This is a genomic window from Bacillus sp. CCB-MMP212 (assembly GCF_022748145.1).
Taxonomy (GTDB): Bacteria; Bacillota; Bacilli; order Bacillales; family Bacillaceae_G; genus Bacillus_A; species Bacillus_A cereus.
In genome coordinates, this window is record NZ_JALDQE010000001.1 from 788,213 (window position 1) to 809,402 (window position 21,190).

A 21,190-nucleotide genomic window follows, 5' to 3' on the forward strand; every position below is an offset into this window, starting at 1 on the left:
ACATCCAGAGAATTTTCTCTGGATGTTTTTTTATGACAACTGTTCTCCATACTTTTTCAATGTTTCTCCAACTGTACATTGCCTTATACAAAATGAATGAGCATAATACTTACTATTTGTCTTTCGATTATGTTCTCGCAAGAAACATCCTTCACAATACGTTTCTAATAAGTCATTTACCTCTGTAATGAGTTGCTTTTTATCCACCTTTGCACCTCTCTATTCGGTTATTTCTTTATGACTATCAATAACTGTTCCTTCTAATGCTTGCGTTGCTAATTGATGTGCTTCTTTATTTTGTTTTCTAGATATCGGCTCACATACAAGTTTTAATTTCATTTGCTTCGCCTTTTGTTCAATTTGATCTAAATAATGATTTAAATGTTCATCGTAACAAGGCCATTCTCCGGCTAATTGCTGCAGTACCACTTGTGAGTCTCCGCGAAGTGTAACTGCTTCATACTTAATCCCTAGTTCCTCGAGTATATTCATACCGTATAATAATGATGCATATTCCGCTTCATTATTATCATATATACCTTCTATATATGCATTGCGGCGAATGCGGTAGTTTGTATTTCCTTTTTTATAATACACACATATACCAACGCCAGCTTCTTTCGTTTGCACATCATACCCCCCATCAAAATAAACGAGTATTTCTTGGGGCTCTTCCTCTACTTGCTTACTTAACTTTTTCATCTCTTTTAATGACCATTCTGCGTCCATTTCATCGTAAAATAAAAGTTCCTTAGCTCTTCCTGTTTTCTCAAAATCCTCTGCAAATTGAAGTACTTCTTCTATGTTCATATACTCTGTTGTTAATTCCGTCTGCAATCCACGCTTCGTTTTATACAACCAATGAATTTTATATTTCATACTACATTCCCCTTATGTAAGACTTCTTATATATATCCGGCTAATTGAAGCCTCACTTTATTTTATTATATTTTATCTAGAGTCACAGCATTATATTCAATATGATTACATACAAAAAGAGCTATCCCTATAGGAATAGCTCTTTCATCTATTACATAAATCTTTCAAATTGTACTCGCTTATTAATCCAGTACATTACAGGCATACCGATCGCCATGACAACAAATTCACCGATTGCACAAGTTAACCAAGACAACATAAATGGTAAACCCAATGCAAGATGAAGTTCAATTGCAATCATAAACATTGTAATCGTAAAGATAACTGTATTAAAAATCATACGAGCCCAAACACCTTTAATAAATCGCATAGAAATAATCGTTGCAACTAATGCAAGAATAGATTGACCTACTCCAAATACTAAATCATAAGCGATCATAGGTGAGAACAAGAGATTCGTTAAAAATACACCTAATACAATTCCGTAAATTGCTTTCTTGTTAAATACAACGAGATGATTAAACATCTCTGAAATACGAAATTGTACATTCGTAAAGCCAAATGGCTGAATAAGCATAGAAACAGCAATATATAATGCCGCTAAAATACCATTACCGACTAAAGTTCTAATATTCATGACAAAATCTCCTTAGTTTTTTTACGTGGGATGGTTTCGAACCACGTTATTCGTTTTTTAAGCAACAAGATTATATTTTACGTCGTAGCCCCTCTTTCGTCAATAGATTCCTATCATAAACTACCTTTTTCCTTTTAGACAACGTATAATGAAACATATGAAAGATTTAGGAGGTTTCACTTCATGACAGCAACAATTCAAAATGAAAAAGTGATCGTTTCCATTTCTGACAAAGGTGCAGAATTACAGAGCGTTCGCTTAAAAGAAGACAACACAGAATATTTATGGCAAGGTGATTCTACTTATTGGGGACGCCGTGCACCAATTTTGTTCCCAATTGTCGGCCGATTAGTAGATAATACATACTACGTAGACGGTAAATCATATTCATTAACACAACACGGTTTCGCTCGTGATCTTACTTTCTCTGTGAAAGAACAAAGCGAAACAAAAATCACTTATATCGTTACTAGTAATGAAGAAACATTAAAAAAATACCCATACGAATTCGAACTACTCGTTTCTTATGAGCTAGATGGACAAATCGTTCATGTAACATATGAAGTAAACAATCCTACTTCAAAAGAGATGTTCTTCTCAATCGGAGCACATCCTGGCTTCAACTTCCCTTTATTGGATGGTGAATCATTTACAGATTATCATTTATCGTTTAATGGTTCGGAACGCTTAGAAACAAGCGTATTAGAAGGACCTTATCTTTCAAACAAAAAGCAATTAATCGCTGAAAATACAACTGAATTGCCACTTACATATGATTTATTCAAAAATGATGCGCTTATTTTTGAAAATATGAATACGAATGAAATTTCGATTCGTTCTCATAAACATAATAAATTTGTAAAAGTAGAATTTGATGGCTTCCCATTTGTCGGCGTATGGACACCAGGGGATAACGCACCTTTCTTATGTATTGAACCTTGGTATGGAATCGCTGATGAAATAAATCCAGCAAAAGATTTCAAGGACAAAAAGGGAATTCAATCGTTACAAGCGAATGAAACATTTACATGTCGTTATAGCATCACAATCGGATAACTACTCTATCCCCTACTTCAAAAAGCATTTAAGTAGGGGATAATCTTATAATTTGGAGGTTTCTCATTTTGATTGAAGTATATATTGATGGTGCATCAAAAGGAAATCCTGGTCCTTCTGGTGCAGGAGTGTTTATTAAAGGCGTTCAGCCGCCTGTACAATTATCATTACCACTTGGAACAATGTCCAATCATGAAGCAGAATACCGTGCTTTACTTCTAGCATTAAAATATTGCATCGAGCATAATTATAGCACTGTCTCTTTTCGTACAGATTCCCAGCTTGTCGAACGGGCTGTTGAAAAGGAATACGCAAAAAATAAAATATTTGCACCTCTTTTAGATGAAGCGCTGCAGTACATAAAAAACTTCGATCTCTTTTTTATTAAGTGGATTCCAAGTAGTCAAAATAAAGTAGCTGATGAATTAGCTAGAAAAGCTATCTTACAAAATTAACGGGGGTATGAGTGTGAAAAAAGAGTGGATTGCTCCTCTTGCTTTATTATTTGTCTCTTTTATTTGGGGAGCTACGTTTGTTGTCGTTCAAAACGCTATGTCTTTCGTTGGTCCATTTACGTTTAATGGTATTCGCTTTTTATTCGCTGGAATTATTTTATTATTCGTTCAAATTATTTTCTCACAAAAAACTTCAAAACAAGATATAAAACATAGTAGCACGGCAGGGATAATCGTTGGTTTTTTCTTATTTGTCGGTTATTTATTGCAAACATTTGGCTTACTCTATACAACATCTTCAAAAGCAGGTTTCTTAACTGGGCTAAGCATTGTTATGGTCCCAATCTTATCATTTATCTTTTTAAAACAAAAAGCTACCATTTTCATCGTACTTGGTATTGCTGTAGCTACAACAGGTTTGTACTTATTAACAGCTGCTGATTCTTTCCAATTAAATATAGGAGATATACTTGTTCTCGGTTGTGCAGTCGCTTTCGCTGCCCATATTCTTATTAACGGCTTCTTTTCTAAAAAAATATCACCTTTATTATTAAGCACATCTCAAGTATTAGCTGTTGGTATATTTTCTTCTATTTGCGCTTTCTTGTTTGAAGATTGGGAAAAGTTATTTTCAGTATCACTATGGACGAATCAATCCTTTTTATTCGCACTCTTTCTAACTGCTCTGTTTGCAACATCTATTGCTTTTTTCATTCAAACATCGGCACAAAAACACACTTCTCCAACGAGAGTAGCAATTATTTTCGCAATGGAGCCCGTTTTTGCTGCCTTAACAGGCGTTCTCGTTGCAAATGAACAACTTTCTATTTCTGCTATTATCGGATGTCTATGTATTTTCCTAGGCATGATTTTTGTTGAATTACCTTCCAAAACAAAAAAAGAAGCGCAGGCTGCGTGAAGTTACGCTTGTAACTTCCGCATAAAAGCCTTAGCGCTTTTTTTATCTGTAATTTCTTCTTCTTTCAATCGTTCTAATAACGCAACGAAATAACTACCATCAAACTGCAATTGATGTTTAATTGTCGCTTCTATTGCTGCGTTCACAATCCCATCAGACGCACCAGTATATCCTTGTCCGAACATAATAAACCCTTGCGCTTCCTCTGATAATTTAAATCCTTTCGTATGTAAGAATGAAAGATAATCTTCTACTGTTTGCATGTTATTCCCACCTACTCAAAAATTCTCCATCTCCTATCATACATGTTTTTACACACTATGAGAATGAAATTTCTTTGACAACTTTGTAAATCAATCTTCTACTTCGCTTACAATGGAGGATTTTCTAACAATCTGAAGGAATATGTAAAGTGGAACTTATTTCATATTAAAGGGGAGACACGATGAAACAAGCACTATTAATTATCGACGCTCAACAAGAATTAATTGATGGAAATGAGCAAGAAAATGCAGTTTTTCGTAAAACCGAGCTATTATCTACACTAAATATAGCACTGCAGAAAGCAATAGATTCAAATGCTCTTATTGTTTTCGTAAGAGATATCGATGTTGCTTCTGGTAGTGGCGAAGGATTTGAAGTACATAATCAAATTCAAGTACCCCAGTCTGCAATCCTTATTAATAAAGCAGCAACCAATTCATTCTACGGCACTTCTTTACTTGAACTTTTAAAAGAAGAAAACATTAATCATATTGTTATAGGCGGATGTAAAACAGAACATTGTATTGACACTGCCGTTAGGACAGCAACTGTACAAGGATTTGACGTTACATTAATTAAAAACGGGCATTCAACAACTGATTCTAACGTATTGTCTGCAGAACAAATTATTGGCCATCACAATAAAACTTTACACGGTCATTATAACGTTGATAATTTTTCTATGGTGAGAGATATCGAGGAAGACCTCTTTCAGCCAACTCATGACCAATATCGTGATTAAATTGGATAAAGTGAAACTTTAATCAGTGGTGGTTTGTTGATCCCCCACCTAACTTCTTTGCTTCCGCTGAATTTTTTGGGTGGAAGTCTTACTGCCCGGCAAATAGCGGGATAAAAAAAGAATCCTTCATTTAAAAGGATTCTTTTTTTATCCAAAAATTTGCGCTGCAATACTATATAGTTCACCATTTCTTTTTAATAACCGATTACTATTTTTCATCATAATTGGTGGTGTATTCACCTTTTTAAAACCAGCAATCTCTAATTCTTTCATAAAATCGTTCTTTCCTTCTGGTACATCCATTCTTAATTTTCCATTATGCCCTCTTGCTAAATCATGTACTATTCTCATTGCCATCGCATTATTTTTAGCAACGACTGGTCCTATTATTTTATTTTCCGACGTTTGTATACTTATACCGTATCCTACTACATCTTCTTTCGTATCCTTTACAACGACACACTGCTCACTTTGCATAATTCTTTGTTTTAAAAACTCGTTTCGGCTTGTCCCAAATGCGCCTTCATCTATTTTTATTATTCCTTCTAAATCACCCTCTTTATAAACCATCATACATTCTTCATTTTCTGCACATTTATGATTCGTATTGTACAAGTTACAAATATATTTAGAGACATAGCTTACTACCCTAAATCCTAATTTTTCATATAAGGGCTTCCCTTCATCCGTAGCAATAAGCATAATTGGAGTTTGAGCTGATACGCTACTCATGCATGAATTCGTTATCACCTTTCCAATTCCTCTTCCCTTATAATCTGGATGTACAATTACCATTCCGATAGATGCCAACGCCTCCCCGTATAATATTATTGCTGCGCTAGCAATAAGTTCCTTTCGCTCATTCCATACGCCGTATACAATACCTGAGTTAAAAACTGTATCAATTTCTTCTCCGTTATAATCCCAGCCAATATAAGAAGATAATGCTACAATATCGCCTATTTGTTCTTTACTAAGATGCTCCACCCTAATTTCCAATTCAATCATACTCCATCCCCTTATCTAGACATTTAAATCATTATTACTAAATCAACTTGTACATGTTTCCATTCATTTGTCACATACATATGTTATTTTGACCAAGACTATATTGTAAATGAGGTGACAACATGCCCATTACGAATCGATTTTCTACCACCACTAACGGCGCACTCGCTATTACTGGAAATACTTTAGGCTTAAGTAAAATTAGTAATCAAAACCGTGCTGGTACAATCGGGGCAATTGGTGCATTCGCAACTACGAATACTGCTTTACAAGTACCTACTTTTCCTGCTGGTACAACGTTAAACTATACACAAAATAGTTCTACCGCTATTTTAAATATCCCTGCTGGTAGTACTATTCTTTACGCAGAACTCGTTTGGGGTGGAAACTATTTATCTCGTGATCAAAACATTACGAGTGTATTAGGAAACCCAGTTTCTTTTACAACACCTGTTTCAACATACTCGATTACTCCTTCAGCTGTTACGGCTTCAAACCAAACATTCGTTTCAAACTCTATTACATTTGGCTTTTACACTCGTTCAGCAGACGTAACAACCCTTATTCAAGCTGGAGGTTCTGGTTCCTATACTACAGGCGCGGTTCCTGGACTTGTAGATCCTATAGATGCTTCTAATGGAACAATTAATTCGGCTGGATGGACGCTTATCGTCGCTTATCAAAACGGGACATTGCCAGCAAGAAACTTAACCATTTATGTAGCGGGTAACCGTGTTTCTGCTGATACCGGTAGTGCAGATGTAGCTGTTTCTGGATTTTTAACACCTTCAGGAGGACCTGTAAGCGGGAGGTTATTTTTAAGTTCTATTGAAGGAGATGCAGATTTAATAGGGGATCAAGCTTTATTTGGACCAAATTTCAGTTCATTAAATGCTTTATCTGGGCCAAATAATGCTGTAAATAATTTCTTCGGTTCTCAAGTTAATAATGCTGCAGGAAACTTAGATACAACTGGGACATTTGGAACGCGAAATCAAAGTGCTTCTACAGGTACAAACATCTCCGCTGGAAGACAGGGCTGGGATATTACTTCTATTGATATTTCTCCTTATTTAACAAACTCACAAGTATCCGCCGCAATCCGTTTAACTACTAACGGAGATGCATATATGTTAAATACAGTCGGCTTACAAATTAATATAAACTCCCCAAATATACAAGCAACGAAAAGCGTAAATAAAAGTGTTGCTGCAATTGGAGATATTCTCACTTATACAGTTACTATCCCTAACACCGGGCTTCTTCCTGCCAATAACGCTATTTTTATAGATAGCCTCCCTAACGGTACTTCTTTTATACCCGGCACTGTAACAGTAGATAACGTACCACAAACAAATGCAAATCCTGCAGCTGGTATATCTCTTGGAACAATTAATAATGGTACTTCTCGCACAGTAACTTTCCAAGCTACTGTCGTTTCTCTTCCAAGTCAAAATCCTATCTCTAACACTGCTAATATTACATTTCAATATACACCTATCGCTGGAGGAACAACCTTTAACGGTCTTGCAACAAGCAACTCTGCTGGAACACAAATTAACCTGGCAGATATTAATGGAACAAAATCAGTTAACAAACTTTTCACAGATATTGGTGAAACATTAACTTACAGTATTGCCCTAGCTAATATAGGAAATATTGCTGCAACAAATGTTATATATACGGATCCGATTCCTAGCGGGACTACTTTCATTCCAGGAAGTGTAACTGTGAACGGAGTTACTCAAGCTGGCGCAAATCCCGCTAATGGTATATCAATTGGATCAATTGCTGCAAATTCTACTACTACTATTTCATTTCAAGTATTTGTTCCTTCTATCCCCCAAACAAATCCAATATTAAATAGTGGTACAACAACATATCAATACATTCCTGTACCAAATCAACCTGCAGTAAGTGGGACTGATACGACCAATATCGTATCTACTCAAGTGAATAACGCTACTGTAACAATGGCAAAAGCAGTAGATAAAAATTTTGCAGATATTGGTGATACACTAACGTACACCGTTTCCTTTACAGGTACAGGTAATACAAATGCGAACAATGTTATTTTTACGGATGTCATTCCTACTGGAACAACTTTCGTTCTAAACAGTTTAACAATAGATGGCACGACACAAGTGGGCGCAAATCCCGCTAGCGGTGTGAACATTGGATCCATCCCAAGCGGCACAATAAAAACTGTTGCATTTCAAGTAGTAGTAAACACAATACCCGCGTCAAATGTCGTATCTAACGGATCAAGCGCTTCTTATCAATATACCGTCAACCCTAGCCAATCTCCCGTTACAAAAAACATTTCTTCTAATCTCGTTTCCACCCAAATTAACAATGCGAATTTAACATTAACAAAATCAACTAACAAACAATTTGCCACAATTGGCGAAACGATAAGTTATACAATCCTTATTACAAACAGTGGAAATGCAACCGCTAATAACGTTCAACTAACAGATCCACTTCCAAACGGAACGATATTGACTCTTGGTACTGTAACACTAAACGGAGTTTTGCAGAATGTAGATTCTCTTGTTGCTTTACCTATCGGCACAATTCCTGGTGGAGCTACTTTTACCTTATCCTTTCAAGTAACAGTCATTAACATTACTGCCCAAAACCCTATTATTAATAATGCTTTCGCCTCTTATATTTACACTGTAAATCCAAGTTTGCCACCGACTTCAAAAACAGCAAATTCTAATTCTGTTACATCAACAATTAGACTAGCAAATCTCCACGTTAATAAATCTGTAGATAAAACGTTTGCGGAAGTTGGCGATGTATTAACTTACACCTTTGCTCTTACTAACGATGGAAATGTTGCAGCGAACAATGTATTACTATCTGATTCAATTGCGAATGGGACCGCCTTTGTCCCAAACAGCGTTATAGTTAACAGTGTTACTCAGCCAGGTGTTACACCAGCTAGCATCAATATTGGTAGCATCAATGCTAATACTACAATTACAGCTTCATTCCAAGTAGTAATAACTAGCATTCCAAATCCAAACCCTATTTCAAATAGCGCTTCCATCTCCTATAACTTTATCGTTGATCCAAACACTTCACCTGTAAGTAAGAACACTACTTCAACCACTACATTTACTCAAGTAAACGATGCAAATGTCATTTCAGCCAAAACAGTGGATCGAGAGTTCGCTACCGTAGGGGATATATTAACTTATACTGTTACTTTGACGAATGCAGGAAGTGTTTCTGCTGATAGCCCTACTTTCGTAGATACGAATCCAGACGGTACTACCTTTATTCCAAACACTTTTCTTATTAATGGTGTACTTCAAAATAACGCAGATCCAAATATAGGTGTTCCGCTACCTTCCATTGCTGCTAACGGTTCACTTACCGTCTCTTATCAAGTAACCGTCACCTCTTTACCAACACAAAATCCAACATTAAATTCATCTAGTACACAGTATAGCTTTATTTTAAATCCGGGCGATCCACCAACTATAGAAACATCTGTAAGTAACACTGTAAGTACACAAATTAATTTAGCAAATGTCGTTATTGTCAAAGAAGTAGATTTAACTATCGCCGACGTCGGGCAACCAATCACATATACAATTTCTTTAGCTAATCTTGGCAATACTACAGCAAATAATGTTATTGTTACCGATATAATCCCTAATGGCACCACTATCGTTCCAAATAGTATTTTTATAGGTGGTGCTTTACAACTAGGTGCAGACCCTAGTGCCGGTCTTCAAGTGGGCTCCATTCCTTCGGGTGGTTTTACAACGATTGTGTTTCAAATAAGTGCAAATGGGCTACCTTCACCAAACCCAATTCAAAACAGCGCTTCACTTCAATATAGCTTTATCGCTGATCCAAACTTACCTGCTCTTGTTAGAAACACTGCTAGCAATATAGTAACTACACAAATTAATACTGCTAATATCGTTGCTACAAAACTAACGAGTACGAACTTCGCTGATGTCGGTGATGTCATACTATATGCGACTATTTTAACGAATAACGGGAATATCCCTGCTGCTAATGTAACATTTACAGATATCATTCCAGCGGGTACCCTCTTCATTCCTAATACTGTAACGATTAATAATGTCCCTATAGCTAATGCAAATCCTGCTAACGGCATTTCGATTGGTACGATAGGAGCGAATTCATCACGCACTGTTGCATTCCAAGTTTTTGTACCAACTATCCCTGCTGTAAACCCAATTACAAATCAATCAGGCACAACATTCCAATATACGTATGATCCATCCAAACCAGCTGTAATGCAGATGGTTGCTTCTAACACTGTACAGACAACTATTAATAACGCCTCAATTGCCGCTACTAAATCGGCAGATAAACAGTTTGCTAACGTAAATGATATTATTACGTACACAACTACTTTAACGAATAACGGGAACACACTTGCATCAAATGTAATATTTACAGATGTAATTCCAAACGGGACATCGTTCATTCCTAATAGTGTTACTGTAAACGGGAATACACTGCCTAATGTCAATCCAGCAAGCGGAATTGCAATCGACCCAATAAATTCGAATGCAAATACAATCATCTCATTCCAAGTACAAGTAAATTCTATCCCGAACCCAAATCCAATCCCGAACCAAAGCAATACAACGTACCAGTATGTCGTAGATCCTAACTTACCTCCAGCATCCGCCAATACGTTAAGTAACGTAATAACAACTCAAATTAATAACGCTAATATTGTCGCTACTAAGTCTGTGAATACACCGACAGCTGCAATTGGTGATATTGTTACCTATACGATTGCAGTAACAAATACAGGTAATATCCCTGCTAGTGCAACTGTTTTAACAGATGGGCTTGGCGCAGGAGCTTCATTTATCCAAAACTCCGTAACTATCAATAATGTTCCACAACCAGGATTAGATCCATCACTTGGTGTTCACTTGGCAGATATTTCGCCAGGAGATACTGTATTCATTACTTTTCAAGCACAAATTTTAGCGATACCACCTAGTGGCACATTAACAAATAATGCTCTTGTAAATTATGAATATACCGTGAACCCAAACCAATCTCCTGCTGTTGGTAGCACCGTAACAAATACAACAGTTACACCAATTATTGACGCTACTTTAGTAATAAATAAAAGCGCTAGTACAACTTTCGCTACAATTGGTGATACAATTACATTCACTTCAGCTGTTACAAACAACGGAAATACTACTGCGAACAACATTATTTTTACTGATACAATTCCAAACGGTACTACCTTTATCCCAAATAGCTTTAAGATAAATGGTGTAACCGTTCCGAATGCAAATCCACAAAACGGTATCAATATTGGTAACTTGAATTCAAATGCATCTGCTACACTCAGTTTTCAAGTAAACATTACAACACTTCCAAACCCTAATCCAATCCCGAATAAATCATCGCTTCAATATAGCTTTATTGTAGATATAAATGAACCGCCAGTTTCACGAACAGTTCAATCTAATAAAACCTTTACACAAGTAAATACTGCTTCTGTTATCGCAACAAAAACTGCAAGCAGTGCTTTTGCTGCTGTTGGAGATACAATTACGTATACAACTACCCTCACCAATAGCGGAAATACTACCGCAAACACACCTGTTTTTATCGATATATTACCACCTGAACTTTCATTCGTTCCTGATAGCGTACAAATTAATACCATCCCACAACTTGGATTTAGACCAGATAGCGGGATTTCTTTAGACTCAATTCCAGTTGGAGGAACGACAACAATTAGCTTTCAAGCTATCGTTGGCTCAATACCAGTTACAAATCCAACTTTGAACCAGTCTAGCACGACATACTCGATCATTGTTGATCCTACCCAGCCGCCGGTGACAGAAACAGCTACAAGTAATCCAACTTTAGTTCAAATTAACGAAGCGATTATTCAAGCAACGAAAAGTGTGGATCGACTATTTTCTGACGTAGCACCTGGAAATTCATTTTTAACGTATACTGTTTTATTGGAGAATATAGGAAACACAACTGCTACGAATATCATTTTTACAGATCCAATTCCAAATAATACAGTGTTTATAGAGGATAGCGTTCGAGTAGGCGGGGTTTTATTACCTGGGGTAAATCCCGCGAATGGGATACCAATTGGGGATATTATTGCAGGAGATTTTACAAACGTTACCTTCCGTGTGCAAGTAGTTAGCATTCCAAATCCAATTTTCACAATTGGACCTGGGGGGCCAAACTCACCAGTTGTAAACAGAGCTTCCATTGATTATCAATTTATGACAGGACCTAATTTACCACTCGTTTCAAGAAATACGACATCTAATCCCGTTTCGACACAAATAAATTCTGGGGAAATTGTGGCAATCAAATCTGTAGATAAAACTTTCGCAACAATTGGCGATACAATTTCTTATACGATTACATTAAATAACCCTGGAAATGTCACTTCACAAAATATAATTTTCACAGATATTTTACCTGACGGAACGACATTCATATCTGGCACTCTTACAAACGATTCTGGTACACAGCAAATCGGAAATCCAGCTAACGGGATTCAGATTGGAAATATAAACCCAAATGGAACGGCCGTTATTACCCTCAACGTACTTGTTACAAACATTCCAAGTATAAATCCAATTTCTAATTCTAGTTCTGTACAATTTTCACATGTGGTCGACCCTAGCCAACCTGCCGTATCACAAACGAATGTATCTAATACGGTTTCGACAACTATTAACAGTGCGATATTAACAACCCAAAAAAGTGTGGATAAATCTATTATTTCCGTCGGGGATACACTTACGTATACAACAACTATTACAAATACAGGAAATACACCAGCTACAAATATAACTTTTACAAGTGCAATTCCTCCTAGTACTACTTTTATACCAGATTCCGTCACAGTAAATGGCATCCAACAGCTTGGTGCACAGCCAGCACTCGGAGTAAATATACCAAATATCGCGCCTGGTGAAACAGTAACTGTTACCTTCCAAGTAAATGTTATTTCTGTTCCTCCTTCAAGTTCAATTATGGGTAACGATACAATTTTATATTCTTATACTGTTGATCCAAACGGAACTCCTGCTACTACTTCTACTTCCACGAATATCGTTACAAACCCGGTACTAGATGCTATGATAACGATGATAAAATCGGTCGATCAAACACTTGTAACACTAGGCGATACTATTACCTATACGACAATTTTAACGAATAACGGCAATACAAATGCAACGAATATTACTTTCACTGATCTTATACCAGATGGCACAACATTTATTACTGACAGCGTTACAATAAATGGAATCACACAAATTGGATTGAATCCTAATACAGGCATAACGATTGGATCAATTGCCCCTAACAGCTCAATATCTATAGCATTTCAAGTGACCGCTACTTCTACCCCTGTTCAAAATCCTATTGCCAATTCCGCTACTGCTTCTTACACATTTATCGCTGATCCAAATGCACCGATTGTTTCAAGAAATGTTACTTCAAACACAACGTTTACTACAATTAATACTGCTACCATTCTTTCATCGAAACAAGTTGATAAAGCTTTTAGCCACATCGGAGATACACTCACTTATACTGTCACTTTAACAAACAATGGAAATTCCTCCGCACAAAATGTTATTTTCACAGATGCTATGTCGAGCGGAACGACATTTATTACAAATTCATTTTCTATTAATGGAATTCCTCAAAGTGGTGCAGATCCAACAAACGGTGTAAATATTGGGCCGATAACAGCTGGGGCTACAGTAACTGTTTCATTCCAAGTAAATGTGACGTCATTACCAACCCAAAACCCAATTGTAAATTTCTCATCAACATCGTACCAATTAGTCTCACCACCTGATGCAGAAACTTCAATTAGTAATCCTGTTTCAACACAAATTAAAGAAGCAATATTATCTATGACGAAAAATGAAAGTGTATCCTTTGCAGATATCGGGCAAACTGCTTTTTATACTACTTCTATTACCAATGTAGGCAATACCGATGCAACTAATATTGTATTCACAGATGCATTACCAAGTGGACTCACATTTGTTCCTAACACATTAACGGTCGATGGCGTTTTACAACCTAACGCGGATCCAAATACGGGTGTATTACTTGCAACACTTCCACCAAATGAAATATATAGTATCGTCTTTCAAGTTACAGTAAACAATATTCCCCCTAGTAACCCAGCACCAAATACAGCATCAACGACGTATGAATTTACTGTTGATCCTGTTAATCCTCCCGTTTCAAGTGCAGCTACTTCCAACACTACACTCCTTCAAATAAACAATGCAACTATTATTAGCACAAAAACAGCAGACCTTACTTTTGCGGATGTTGGTAATACAATAACATTTACACTTAACCTCCCTAATACCGGGAATGTGACCGCAACTGATGTAACTATTATCGATATTCTTGATAGCAATTTAAGTTTCGTTCCAAATAGTTTCACAGCTAATGGGCAAACCATTCCAAACGCCGATTTATCAACTGGTGTAAATATTGGTTCCATTAATGGTGGTAATACGGCAATCGTTACATTCCAAGCAACTGTTATTACACTTCCAACACTTAATCCCATTTCTAACTCTGCTTCTACCACATATCATTATGTCGTTGATTCTAGCCAGCCACCTATTACAACTTCCAATCAATCTAATACAACGACAACACAAATTAATAGCGCTATCCTTACTGCACAAAAAAATTCAAATGTATCTACGGTAGATATCGGGCAGGATATTACCTACACCGTTACAATTACAAATAGCGGCAATGTTAGTGCAACAAATGTTATTTTTACCGACCTTATTCCAGACGGAACTTCATTTGAACCGAATAGTTTTACACTGAACGGAACTAGCATCCCAAATGCAAATATCATTACAGGCGTTCCAATTGGTGATATTGCGCCAAACCAGTCTGTAATCGTAGCATTTCACATTAATGCCAATGAAATTCCACCTATAAATCCAATTACTAATCAAGCTAGCGTTAGCTTCCAGCATATCGTTAATCCAGCTAATCCTCCAGTTTCAAAAAACATTGCTTCTAATAGCGTTTCAACACAAATTGAAAGTGCAATTTTAAACACTACTAAAATAGGAGATAAAACATTTGCAACGATCGGTGATACGATTACGTATACAACAACGATTACGAACACAGGAAATATTCCAGCTAACAATGTTGTATTCTCAGACCCTATACCATCGTGGACACAATTTGTTGTAGGATCAGTTGTTGTTGATGGAACTCCATTACCATCCGCTTCTATCATTGACGGCGTTGGCATAAATACAATAACTCCAAATCAAATCGTAACAATCGTATTCCAAGTTCAAATTGTAAGCAATCCAACAACGCTCACACCTGAACTCCAAAACTTAGGATTTGTTAACTTCCAATATAACGTAGGCAATGCATTACAGGCTCAACCTGGCAATGTGGAAACGAACGTCTTCGTTACCTCTATTAATACAGCAATACTTTCAGCTGTAAAAACTGCTAATACAGCCTTTGCAAATATTGGAGATACGATCACTTATACAGTTTCGATTCAAAATAACGGCAATACAAACGCTACGAATGTAAATTTCTCAGACCCAGTTCCAGCAGGAACAATCTTTGTTGAAAATAGTTTTGCTGTAAATGGAAATACCCTTCCAGGTGCAAATCCAAATAACGGAGTGAATATCGGAACAGTTAGCGCAGGTAGTTCCTTAACCGTTACTTTCCAAGTCATAGTTACATCAACTCCACCTTCAAATCCGATTACAAACGTAGCATCTATTCAATACGCATTCATCGTTGATCCGGCCTCTCCTCCTGTTACAGGCACGATAAATTCTAATAGCGCTTCAACACAAATTAATAACGCGACTGTTACAACTGTTTTACAAGCAAATCGTTCAATTATATCTATCGGGGATGTAATTACGTATACAGCAACATTAACGAATACTGGAAACTTCCCTGCAAACTCTGTATTACTCATTAACGGAGTTCCTGAAGGAGCATTATTTGTTCCAAATAGTGTTACGCTCAACGGGATTTCACTTCCAGATGCAAGTCCAACTCTCGGTATTCCAGTTGGTATTATCGCACCAGGTGATTCCGCTACTATTACGTTCCAATTTCTTGCAAGTTCTATTCCACCGCAAGGAGCGATTATAAATCAAGCACTTACAAGTTACACGTATATTGTCAATCCAAGTCAACCTCCTGTTACAGCAACATCCTCGTCTAATACGGTTAATACAGCTGTTGTTGATGCATCGTTATCCGTAATTAAAAGTACAGATTCTCTCGTACAATCTACTGACGGTACAATCACTTACACAGTAGTCGTTCAAAATAACGGAAATACTACTGCAAACACAGTTACTTTAACAGATTTGGTCCCCGAAGGAACTACCTTTATTCCGAATAGTGTAACTATTAATAGCGTTTCCGTTCCAGATGCTGATCCTAACGTAGGAATACCATTAAACTCCATCACACCGTCAGAAATCGTCACTGTAACATTCCAGGTTATCGTTCAATCTATTCCAAGCGTGAACCCAATTTCTAATACAGCCCGTATTGACTACACTTTTATCGCCGATCCAACTGCTCCTATCATCTCTCGAACAATTACGTCTAATCCCGCTTTCACACAAATTTCAGATGCGACTATCCTTTCTTTAAAAGGAGTCAATGCACAACAAGCAACAACAGGTGATATTTTGACTTATACGATAACACTAGAAAATACCGGAAATATTCCAGCTACTAATCTCATATTTTCAGATACTATTCCCCAAAATACTACATTCGTAGAAAATAGTTTTACACTTAACGGAACAACTATACTTGGTGCCAATCCAAATGTAGGTGTTACTTTGCCTACCCTAGTAGCAAACGCTACTCATCTTATTTCGTTCCAAATTCTTATTAACGATTCATTCTCGCAAGAATCGATTACAAATCAATCCAATACAACATATACAATCCAACCAGACCCAGGGAAACCGCCTATTAGTGAAACATCTACTAGTAATATCGTCATTACAAATTTCGTGCAAGCACAATTGACAATTACAAAAACATCCAATCCAACAACTGTAGATATCGGTGGAACTATACTTTATATTTCTGAAGTGAAAAATATCGGTAATGTTGACGCAATAAATATTAATTTCACAGATTCTATTCCAACTGGGACTACATTCGTTCCCGATAGTGTCACAATTAACGGTGTCCTTCAGCCAGGTGTAAATCCTGAAAACGGAATACCAATTGGAACAATTCCAGCAAACAGTTCCAAAACGATACTATTTCAAGTGCAAACAAATAATCCACCGAATGAAACTGAAATTGTAAATCAATCTTCAGCAACTTACCAATATGTAAGTATTCCTACAGCCCCACCAGTAAATCGCTCTGCAAATTCTAACATTGTTACAACATCACTTCAAAATGCAAATATTATTTCTGTTAAAAGTGCGGATGTAAATTTCGTATCAATCGGGCAAATGATTACCTACACAAATACACTTCAAAATATAGGAACCGTTCCGGCTAACAATATCGTGTTCATTGATAACATTCCAGAAGGTACTATATTCATTGAAGATAGCTTAGCAATAAATAATGTAATTCAGCCTGGCGTGAATCCTGAAAACGGAGTAACTCTCGGCACGATACAACCAAATGAAACAGTCACTATTTCATTCCAAGTACAACTTACAAATATACCAGAGGGCAATACAGTCATTAATATTTCAGACACTTCGTACGAATACCAAATTGACCCTAGTTCTCCAATTATTCAGCGTAGATCGTTATCAAATGCAGTAAATACTGAAGTGCGAACGGCAAATGTTAGTGCAATTAAATCCGCTAACAGATCCATTACACGTATCGGTCAAATCATCACATATACAGTCGCAGTTACAAACGCCGGTACAATACCTATTACAAATACTCTACTACTTGACGCAATTGCTGCTGGCACCACATTCGTTCCAAATAGCATTCTTGTAGATGGCGTACCAAGACCTAACGAAAATCCAATTACCGGTATCAATCTTGATATAGTTCTTCCAAATAATACGATTATCGTTACGTTCCAAGTAAGCGTAGTCTCTATACCGCCACAAAATAACATTAATAATATCGCTGTCATTCACTATGAGTATCGACCAGACCCAAGCACACCACCAATTTCAGAAACGACCTCTTCCAATGCTACAAATATACAATTTATTGATGCTATTCTTATTGCTACAAAATCCGCCAATACTGTATTAGCTAACATTGATGAAACCATTGAATATACAGTATTCATTCAAAATAATGGATCGACTACAACTAACTCCATATTTTTTACAGATACTATAGCGGATGGAACAGTATTTATTCCAGGAAGTGTAATAGTTAACAATACTGTACTTCCTGCAGCAGATCCGAATATCGGCTTTTCCATTCCTAATGTCGCAGCAGGTCAAATAGCTACAATAATATTCCAAGTTTCCGTTACGAATTTACCTGTTGTAAATCCAGTACCTAATACTGCAAACATCGTCTACGACTTTATTTTCAATCCTGACTTTGCACCAATTCAAAAATCTACTACTTCCAATACTACTTTCGTTCAAATTAATGATGCTGATATCGTTTCACTTAAAACTGTTGATTTGACCTCTGTAACAATTGGTGACATTTTAACTTATACAACAACTTTAACGAATACAGGGAATACGGATGCCACTGCTGTTGTATTTACAGACAATATACCTGATGGAACAACTTTTATTGACGGTAGCGTTTTAGTAAATAACATTCCTCAGCTTAACGCCAATCCAGGTGCAGGTATACTTGTAGGAACGATTGCTCCTAATATTTCTATCCCAGTCACATTTTCTGTTACCGTCGTAGCTCTCCCAACTAGCGGTCATATTCAAAATCAATCAACTTCTCGTTATACAATAAACGTGGAAGAACAAATATCGACTAGCAATATTACCTCCACTGAAGTTATTTCTGCTAATGTAATTGCGACAAAAACAACGCCTATCCAATATGCTGACTTACAAACTATCATCCCTTATACAATTTCCATCATAAATAACGGAAATATACAAGTCGAAAACATTATTGTTACAGATATCATCCCAGCAAATACGAGCTTTATAGAGAATAGTGTTATCGTGAACGGCAATGCTCGGCCAAATGACAACCCTCTTAACGGTATACAAATTGATAACATTCCGCCTAATACGACAGCAACTATTCTATTCCAAGTACGGGTTACTTCGATTCCACAAACAAATCCAATCTCTAACACGAGTACAGTTGAATACCAATACACGGTACCAGATCGACCACCTATTACCGAAACTATTATTTCATCAGCTGCTTTAACAGAAATTAATCACGCGAATTTGAATAGTAATAAAGCTGTTGATCTTGCATTTGCAACGGTTGGTGATACGTTAACGTATACGATTACACTAAATCAAACCGGTAATGTTGCAGTAAATGATGTAATCATTCAAGATATTATTCCTCAAGGTACTACGTTTATAGAAAATAGCGTCATTGTAAACGGAGAAACTCTTCCAGGAGCGAATCCAGTAAGCGGCATACCAATTGGTACTATAACTATTGGTGGAGATGCTATCGTTTCATTCCAAGTAACTGTGACTTCTATTCCAACACCAAATGAACTAAACAACAACGCAATTACTACTTTTAACTATATAGTCAACCCAAATAACGTACCCGTTACAAATACGACTACAACAAATACCGTCACAACTACTGTCCAAAATGATAATGTCATTGCCATAAAATCTGTTGATGTAACGAATGCCTTACCTGCTCAAACTTTAACGTATACAATTACGATTATGAATAGCGGTAATGTAACGATTGAAGACCTTCTTGCTATAGACACCGTACCAATAGATACGACTTTTGTTGCTGGTAGTGTTACGATTAACGGAATCAATCAGCCTAATGAGAATCCTGAAAATGGTATTACGTTAGGAAATCTTGCTCCTAATGACTCTGTTATTATTACGTTCCAAGTGACAATATCTTCTTCTACTCTTCAACCTACAATTAATAACGATGCTTCTGTTTCCTATACCGTTATCATTGATCCAACAAAACCACCTATTAAAATTACAAAGCAAACAAATACCGTTACAACGACAGTCATTGATCCGATGGTTCGTATTGAAAAAACAACTGACAAATCTATTGTCGTTATAGGAGATATCATTACATTCACATTAGCGGTATTTAATCACTCCCCAATTCCGACAATCAGTACTTCTGTTATAGACACAATTCCAGTTGGTACAACATTTATAGAAAACAGCGTAACAATTAACGGTACTCCCGTTCCAAATGTTCGTCCAGACACTGGTATTAATATCGGCTCTTTACCTGCAGATTCAGTAGCAACTATAACATTCCAAGTTCTCGTAACTTCTATTCCTTCAAATAGTACAATTATAAATTCTGCAACAGTTACCGCTGCCTTTCAATTGACACCACAGGATCCAATTATTACTTTCATTGTTAATTCAAATATCGTTCGTATACCAGTTCAATTTATAACTACAACAGTCACGAAAAATGCTTCCGTCAGCTCAGCTTATTTAAATCAATATTTTGATTACACGGTGCGTATTACAAATACTTCCGAAATTTCACTCTCAAATATTTCTTTACAAGATACCATTCCAGCAGGTTTACAATTTATAAACGGCACTGTCTTTATTAACGGTGAACGCTCTCCACTAGCGAATCCGAATATCGGTTTCCTAGTTGCCACTAATTTAGAGCCAAACGAAACAATTATCGTGTTATTCACAGTACAAGTAATAAGTCCACCTGTTAATAATCAATTTAAAAATACGGCCAATATTTCGTTTCAACTTCAAGTCTCGCCTACCGATCCACCAATTACAGTAACCGTTACAAGTAACGAAAACATCGTCACCTTTGTTCCAGAAAATCCAGATGAAACACTTCCAAATTTAAATTGCTTCTTTGACGGTGAACGCTTCATTCGCATTACTCCTCGAAATGTACGAAATTACCTTTGGACTTGGATTTGGTGGAAGTAATTGAAACAAAAAAGAGATTGTAGTTTGGTTGAAACCAAATTACAATCTCTTTTTCATTACCTATATCCCACTACG

Annotated in this window: 10 protein-coding genes and 1 riboswitch; of the genes, 5 read left to right on the top strand and 5 right to left on the bottom strand. The window is 36.6% G+C overall.

From position 1 onward, the window contains the following. Positions 1 to 30: 30 nt before the first annotated feature. The 3 genes from MRP26_RS03980 to MRP26_RS03990 form a co-directional block, all read right to left on the bottom strand. Positions 31 to 207: a zinc-finger domain-containing protein gene (locus tag MRP26_RS03980; protein ID WP_000358801.1), complete on the bottom strand. Its 177-nt coding sequence runs from the start codon at positions 205 to 207 to the stop codon at positions 31 to 33. Positions 208 to 219: 12 nt separating this feature from the next. Next, on the bottom strand, positions 220 to 879 hold the full coding sequence (locus MRP26_RS03985; protein WP_000875548.1) for a ribonuclease H family protein: 660 nt from the start codon (positions 877 to 879) through the stop codon (positions 220 to 222). 151 nt (positions 880 to 1,030) lie between these two features. Further along, the gene (locus MRP26_RS03990) at positions 1,031 to 1,516 is read right to left on the bottom strand and encodes a QueT transporter family protein (protein WP_001026480.1); all 486 of its coding nucleotides are present in this window, start codon (positions 1,514 to 1,516) and stop codon (positions 1,031 to 1,033) included. A 6-nt stretch (positions 1,517 to 1,522) separates the two neighbouring features. Continuing rightward, a riboswitch (PreQ1 riboswitch) is annotated at positions 1,523 to 1,567 on the bottom strand. Between the two features lie 132 nt (positions 1,568 to 1,699). Here MRP26_RS03990 and MRP26_RS03995 point away from each other — a divergent pair. The 3 genes from MRP26_RS03995 to MRP26_RS04005 all read left to right on the top strand — a co-directional run bounded on the left by MRP26_RS03995 (position 1,700) and on the right by MRP26_RS04005 (position 3,946). Then, positions 1,700 to 2,572 (top strand): aldose 1-epimerase family protein, encoded by an 873-nt coding sequence (locus MRP26_RS03995; RefSeq protein ID WP_053564860.1) that lies wholly within the window; start codon positions 1,700 to 1,702, stop codon positions 2,570 to 2,572. A 68-nt stretch (positions 2,573 to 2,640) separates the two neighbouring features. Beyond that, the gene (locus MRP26_RS04000) at positions 2,641 to 3,027 is read left to right on the top strand and encodes a reverse transcriptase-like protein (RefSeq protein ID WP_000573877.1); all 387 of its coding nucleotides are present in this window, start codon (positions 2,641 to 2,643) and stop codon (positions 3,025 to 3,027) included. 13 nt (positions 3,028 to 3,040) lie between these two features. Next, positions 3,041 to 3,946, top strand: coding sequence for a DMT family transporter (locus MRP26_RS04005; RefSeq protein ID WP_000712599.1), 906 nt, complete (start codon positions 3,041 to 3,043; stop codon positions 3,944 to 3,946). 2 nt (positions 3,947 to 3,948) lie between these two features. Here the strand turns inward: MRP26_RS04005 and MRP26_RS04010 are convergent, their stop codons facing one another. Further along, on the bottom strand, positions 3,949 to 4,209 hold the full coding sequence (locus MRP26_RS04010; protein WP_001195212.1) for a DUF6123 family protein: 261 nt from the start codon (positions 4,207 to 4,209) through the stop codon (positions 3,949 to 3,951). 182 nt (positions 4,210 to 4,391) lie between these two features. Between MRP26_RS04010 and MRP26_RS04015 the strand changes: the two genes are divergently transcribed. Further along, positions 4,392 to 4,952, top strand: coding sequence for a cysteine hydrolase family protein (locus tag MRP26_RS04015; protein ID WP_000806310.1), 561 nt, complete (start codon positions 4,392 to 4,394; stop codon positions 4,950 to 4,952). A gap of 147 nt (positions 4,953 to 5,099) precedes the next feature. On the opposite strand, the gene MRP26_RS04020 is transcribed toward MRP26_RS04015, so the two are convergent. Next, on the bottom strand, positions 5,100 to 5,960 hold the full coding sequence (locus MRP26_RS04020) for a GNAT family N-acetyltransferase (protein WP_242805994.1): 861 nt from the start codon (positions 5,958 to 5,960) through the stop codon (positions 5,100 to 5,102). A 122-nt stretch (positions 5,961 to 6,082) separates the two neighbouring features. Between MRP26_RS04020 and MRP26_RS04025 the strand changes: the two genes are divergently transcribed. Next, positions 6,083 to 21,115, top strand: a complete 15,033-nt coding sequence (locus MRP26_RS04025; protein WP_242805995.1) for a DUF11 domain-containing protein — start codon at positions 6,083 to 6,085, stop codon at positions 21,113 to 21,115. The last annotated feature ends 75 nt before the right edge of the window (positions 21,116 to 21,190 follow it).

Coding starts and splice junctions, on each gene's coding strand:
- MRP26_RS03985 (WP_000875548.1), bottom strand. CDS start 879: ATGAAATATAAAATTCATTGGTTGTATAAAACGAAGCGTGGATTGCAG.
- MRP26_RS03990 (WP_001026480.1), bottom strand. CDS start 1,516: ATGAATATTAGAACTTTAGTCGGTAATGGTATTTTAGCGGCATTATAT.
- MRP26_RS03995 (WP_053564860.1), top strand. CDS start 1,700: ATGACAGCAACAATTCAAAATGAAAAAGTGATCGTTTCCATTTCTGAC.
- MRP26_RS04010 (WP_001195212.1), bottom strand. CDS start 4,209: ATGCAAACAGTAGAAGATTATCTTTCATTCTTACATACGAAAGGATTT.
- MRP26_RS04015 (WP_000806310.1), top strand. CDS start 4,392: ATGAAACAAGCACTATTAATTATCGACGCTCAACAAGAATTAATTGAT.
- MRP26_RS04020 (WP_242805994.1), bottom strand. CDS start 5,960: ATGATTGAATTGGAAATTAGGGTGGAGCATCTTAGTAAAGAACAAATA.
- MRP26_RS04025 (WP_242805995.1), top strand. CDS start 6,083: ATGCCCATTACGAATCGATTTTCTACCACCACTAACGGCGCACTCGCT.